Origin of the sequence: Arcticibacter sp. (assembly GCF_045629565.1) — a bacterium.
Taxonomy (GTDB): domain Bacteria; phylum Bacteroidota; class Bacteroidia; order Sphingobacteriales; family Sphingobacteriaceae; genus Arcticibacter.
The window spans coordinates 1-3938 of the sequence record NZ_JAZQRL010000106.1; the positions used below are offsets into that span (position 1 = coordinate 1).

At 41.7% G+C, this 3938-nt stretch carries 3 protein-coding genes; all 3 read left to right on the forward strand.

Annotated elements, in window-relative coordinates:
- Positions 1 to 960: site-specific integrase (locus tag ACKI5J_RS14650; protein WP_407430230.1), on the forward strand; the 960-nt coding region annotated here is incomplete at its 5' end.
- A gap of 128 nt (positions 961 to 1088) precedes the next feature.
- Positions 1089 to 1355, forward strand: a complete 267-nt coding sequence (locus ACKI5J_RS14655; RefSeq protein WP_407430231.1) for a helix-turn-helix domain-containing protein — start codon at positions 1089 to 1091, stop codon at positions 1353 to 1355.
- A 575-nt stretch (positions 1356 to 1930) separates the two neighbouring features.
- A partial coding sequence (locus ACKI5J_RS14660) for a hypothetical protein (protein ID WP_407430232.1) occupies positions 1931 to 3938 on the forward strand: 2008 nt, incomplete at its 3' end.

A 3938-nucleotide genomic window follows, 5' to 3' on the forward strand; every position in this document is an offset into this window, starting at 1 on the left:
GAGCAAAGAAAGAGGGAACTGATGTCGCTATTCAAAGCCCATAACGATGACATGAAAGCGATGATTGGAAAAGGCGTAGCCAAAGGCACCTGGACCAATTTCAATACAACCTATCGCCACCTGTCCGTCTTCCTTCAAACGCAGTATAACGTCAGGGAGATTAATATTGTCTCCCTTGACCTCGTGTTCGTCAAGAGACTTTACAACTGGTTCAGAACGGTAAAGGGACTCGGGCATAACAGTTCCCTGAAAAATATCGCCAACATGAAAAAGCTCATCATTGGTTGCATCGATAATGGCTGGCTGAAGTCGGACCCCTTTGCGAAATTTGATGAGACACGGGAGGAAGTGCAACCGGTGTTCCTGGTTAAGGAAGAGATACAGGCAATAGCGGATAAAGAAATCACCAATAAACGACTTTGTCAGGTACGGGATGTGTTCATCTTCTGCTGTTTTACCGGCCTTGCATTCGCAGACGTCAAGCAGTTAAAGAAATCTGAAGTTGATCTGGGAGTCGACGGAGAGTTAAGGATTTACAAAGGAAGGCAGAAAACCGGAACACCCTCTATTATACCATTGCTGCCCATCACCAAAAGAATTCTGGCCAAGTATGAATATGACGAGCAATGTATGGTCAAAGACCAGTTACTGCCGGTTTTAAGCAATCAAAAATATAATGCTTATTTAAAGGAAATTGGCCATCTGTGTAATATCAATAAGGAGCTGAAAACCCATATGGCCAGGCATACATTCGGTACCACCGTTACCTTAGCCAATAATGTTCCTATGGAGTCCATCAAAGAGATGATGGGGCATAAGAGCTTGCGACAGACCATGCATTATGCAAAGGTCACCGGCATCAAGGTGAATGAAGATATGGCCAGACTCAGGAAGCGGCTTGAAAAGAACAAGTTTATATCCGACGAGCAGATCATTGGCGGGGACCCTGCAAAGGAATAAAAAGCGGCTTTTTTTGTCCACGGGCATGTATGTCTCTGATGTGCTCGTAGCTTTATCTTTCGGTACTACCCAAATGCTTGTCAAGTCTGATAAACACCGGTTACCATTTTTGTTGTAAACCAAGCGATATGGCAACAGAGATAATAACGAAGGAGGATCTTCAGATATTCAAACAGGAATTGCTGAAGGAAATTAAAACACTTGTCGGAAAAAGAGAAGAATCTGCAAATAAGTGGTTGCGAAGCAACCAGGTCAGGAATTTACTTCATATTTCTCCTAATACTCTGCAGGCATTACGTGTTAGCGGGACGCTGAAGTACACGAAGGTCGGCAGTATTTTTTATTACAGGAAGGATAATATAGACCGGATGTTAGAAGGAAAGGTCGAGGCATGAGCGGAATTGACCAGCTTCTGATTTTCATCGAAGCAAGTGAAAAGGATGAGAGGCTTACCAGCACGCATGTAAGCTTTTTGGTCGCTTTAGTTTGCTGCTGGAAACGAAACGAATATCAAGTGCCATTTCAAATCTCCAGAAAGATCATTATGAAACTTGCTAAAATAAGATCTACAGCTACCTATCACAAGTGCGCTCAAGAAATGTCGGCGTTCGGCTACATTGAATACTTACCTAGCTATGATCCATTAAGAGGAAGTAATGTCAAGATCAATTTCGATGCTTTTATGAGCCTAGAGTAAGTGTCCTTATTGTCTAGAAAAAATGAGACCGCTTAGGCGCGTTCTAACTTATCAAAGATGTGGGCGACTCAGCATTAGCGAGTATGTTATTTCTCTACGAGATGTCAGAAGATATCCGCGTGTATTACCTTGTTCATACAAGTATTGTAACGTATTTTTTACAATTAAATTCTACACTGCATTCTGGCTGCAGTTTCGTAGTATATGTTTGAGCAATTTACATGTGCTCATTATTCAGATGCGTTTCTAGAAGGTGAGATTAACAGACCGGACATGAATTCTAACCTTTTGTATAAATATTTCATCATGAAAATGAAAGCATTTGCTTATCTGTCTATCATTCTTTTCGGTGTATTGCTGAGTGATCCTTCCAGAGCACAAATACCCCTTTCTCCTCTAAATGTTCAAAGTCCAAACGCGGCCAGCCTTGGAATATATGGAAAGATTCCGGTGGGTCATTTCACTGGTGTTCCCAAGATTGAAATCCCACTGCACACTCTTGCTCAGCGTGATCTTTCTGTTCCGATTACTCTTAGTTATCACGCATCTGGTGTCCGTCCGGATATGCATCCGGGTTGGGTAGGCAGTGGCTGGACATTGAATACCGGAGGTGTGGTTTCCAGAGTTGTGAAAGATGCTCCGGATGATTATAGTAATCCAAATTATGGTATCGAATCAGCCAACTTAGGATACTATTATAACAGAACTATCTTAAATACACCGAATTGGAATCAAACTAGTTATATGCAAAGTATTGCCCGAACCACCAGTATGTTGAAGGATACAGAACCTGACGAGTTTTCTTTCACCTTTGGTGATTATTCCGGGAGTTTCTACCTAAATCCTGACGGAGTCTGGAAAGTAAAATGTGACAGACCTCTTTCTATCAGTCTTAATGGACCTTTCTTAAATATTCCTTTTGCTGCACCTAACGGAACAAGGATGATGGACTACGGTATGTCCCAGGCTTTCGGAGGGTTTACCATAACTACTGAGGACGGAACGAAATACTTTTTTGGAGGCAACACTAATGCAATTGAATATAGTATTGGTTTTTTTTCGCAGCCAACCGAAGAATGGAAAGCAGACAGCTGGTTCCTGACAAAAATTTTATCTCCAAAAGGAGAGGAGATCACACTAAGCTATGAAAGGGGTGACTATATTAATCAGATGTATATATCCATCATGAATGATTTGGGTACCAGGACTAAGAATTCCGGGGGGATTTTTAATCCGCAGCCAGCCTGTAATAGCTGGAGTTATAGTCAAGTATACCATAGTTATGACGGAAAGCTTGTAGCGCCAGTATATTTAAAGCAGATAAACGGAATTCATACCTTAGTGAAATTTGATCGCTCGACAAGTACAGAGCTGAGATACGATCAGATAGTTTATGATTATAAATATTCCCTATGGTCTCAAAATGGGGGGATGTTCGGTTCTAGCTTTCTTCCTGTGTTGGAACACAATGAATTAAGCACCTACCCTGAGGTGTTAAACAGGCTGCAATGGAAAAAACTGGACCGTATTAAAGTGGAGAAACTGGACGGAACCCTTATTAAAGTGTTTAATTTAGGTTATGCTAACAGTAGTTCTCAAAGGCTTACGCTTCAGACTTTGACAGAACAAGGTGGCGACCTGTCTGCTAAACCTCCGTACACTTTCGCATATGATCAGTCGGTCCAACTACCAGGCTATTTATCCAACAGGGTAGATCACTGGGGATTTTATAACGGCACCTATGCTGACATCAGCGATCAAAATAATTATTACAATACCTATTACAACTTCCGTAATCCTGTAGCAGCATATTTGTATGCAGGAACACTTAACAAAATCGGCTATTCTACGGGAGGAATAACTGAATTTACGTACGAGCCTCATAGTTACGGCAAAGAGTTGAGCGAATGGAGGAGCTTGTCGCCAACAACTTTAGCTTCTTCAATGCTCGCGGGAGGACTCCGGATTAAAAAGATCTTGAGTTATGATCCTGAAAGCCCGCTGCCCCGTAAAGAAAAGAGATATTTTTATGTTTCTGATTTCACGAGCCCGGATAAAGCCAGCACATTGCATTCCAGCGGCGTACTTGGTGGAAAGGCCCAATATTACTTTTCCGACTATAGCAGGAAAGCTTTTAATGATAACGGAATTATTTATTCCAAATCATTGTTTTCATCTCAATCGGTTTTACCAGGATGCGTTAATGCCATGGGCAGTCACGTCGGGTATTCGGATGTGGTGGAGTTAAGTAATGATGGTAGTTACAACAAATACAGTTTCT